Genomic DNA, 1,283 nt, shown 5'->3' with positions numbered 1-1,283 from the left:
GGGTTGAGGTGGGGGGTGGGCGAGGGAGGTTCGAGAGAGGTGCTGCGACACTCCGGTCTCTTACGTGACTCTTCACGTTTCCTTACGTCGGGACGGGACCGTATCGTCGCAACGTGAGCGTAGGACGCGATGGCGTCGGAACGCAACCGTTTCGTCGTGACGTGTAGGACATGACGTGCGCGACGTGACGAGCGTGGGGGCGAGGCCCATCGTGAGAACGGCGCCGTAGCGTCGCAACGCTCGCGAGACCGCCCGACCGTGGGGACGGCACCGTATCGTCGCTACGCCCTATGCTGTCCGCATGACGACGAACGCCGGCCAGCCCCAGACGAGCCCGCGCCGCCGGACCCCCGCCGGGGCGGCCGTACTCCGCGAGGACGTGACGGAGGCCATCCGGGCGGCTGTCTTCGAGGAGTTGGCAGCCGTCGGCTATGCGCGGATGTCGATAGAGGGCATCGCGCGCCGCGCGGGTGTCGGCAAGACGGCGGTCTACCGGCGCTGGCGTTCCAAGCTGCACCTGGTGCTGGACGTGGTGTCGGCGGTCGCGGTCATGGGCCTGCCGACGCCGAACACCGGCTCGCTGGAGGGCGACCTGCGGATGCTGTACGAGGTGACCTCACGCGCCCTGCGGCACCCCGTCGTCTCGCAGATCATCCCCGACCTCCAGGCGGAGGCGGCCCGCAACCCGGAGATCGCCGAGGCGCTGCAGAAGGCGTTGGAGCAGGGCCAGGAGGGGGTCGCCAGCAAGATCCTGATCGGGGCGGAGCGACGCGGCGAGCTGCGGACGGGCTTCGACGACGAACTGGCCCTCGACCTGGTCTCGGGACCGCTGTACTGGCGGATGGTGGTGGCCCGCAGCCCGAAGCTGCCGAAGGGCTACCTGGACGCCCTGGCCCGTTCCACCACGCAGGCGCTCAAGGCGCTCTGAGCAGGCGACGTCACCGCACCCGCACGGTGACCGGAGCAGCGGCGGGACCGCCGTGCGAGTCGTGAGCGCAGAGGACAACGCCCTGCTGTACGAGGCCCTCGTCCTCCTCCTGACGTCGGCCGGACACGAGGTAGCGGCCGTCGCCGGCACCGGCCCGGGTGCGTTCGGGAGGGCGCGGTCGGCCGGGGGCCCCGGCGAGGCTCGGTCTCAGGCACGTGCCGCCTCTGGGTGCAGGCGTACCCATCCCTCCCACGCCGACGCGATCATGTCCTGGACGTCGTGCTTGGCCTTCCAGTCCAGTTCGGTGGCGATGCGGTCGGCGGAGGCGACTACGCGGGCGGGGTCGCCGGGGCGG

General features: G+C 71.2%; 1 protein-coding gene and 2 pseudogenes. 2 read left to right on the top strand and 1 reads right to left on the bottom strand.

Features of this window, described 5'->3' with window-relative positions; all coding sequences use genetic code 11:
* The first annotated feature begins 301 nt into the window (after nt 1–301).
* Entirely contained in the window at nt 302–928 is a 627-nt protein-coding gene (locus L0P92_RS44495; protein ID WP_234768817.1) for a TetR/AcrR family transcriptional regulator, read from the top strand.
* A gap of 52 nt (nt 929–980) precedes the next feature.
* Nucleotides 981–1,085: pseudogene (locus L0P92_RS44490) on the top strand (DNA-binding response regulator); the annotation flags it as partial.
* A 50-nt stretch (nt 1,086–1,135) separates the two neighbouring features.
* On the opposite strand, the pseudogene L0P92_RS44485 reads toward L0P92_RS44490, so the two are convergent.
* A pseudogene (locus tag L0P92_RS44485) lies at nt 1,136–1,283 on the bottom strand (UDP-glucose 4-epimerase GalE); the annotation flags it as partial.

Origin of the sequence: Streptomyces muensis (genome assembly GCF_021474425.1) — a bacterium.
GTDB lineage: Bacteria > Actinomycetota > Actinomycetes > Streptomycetales > Streptomycetaceae > Streptomyces > Streptomyces muensis.
This window is presented reverse-complemented; position numbering and strand designations above follow the sequence as displayed.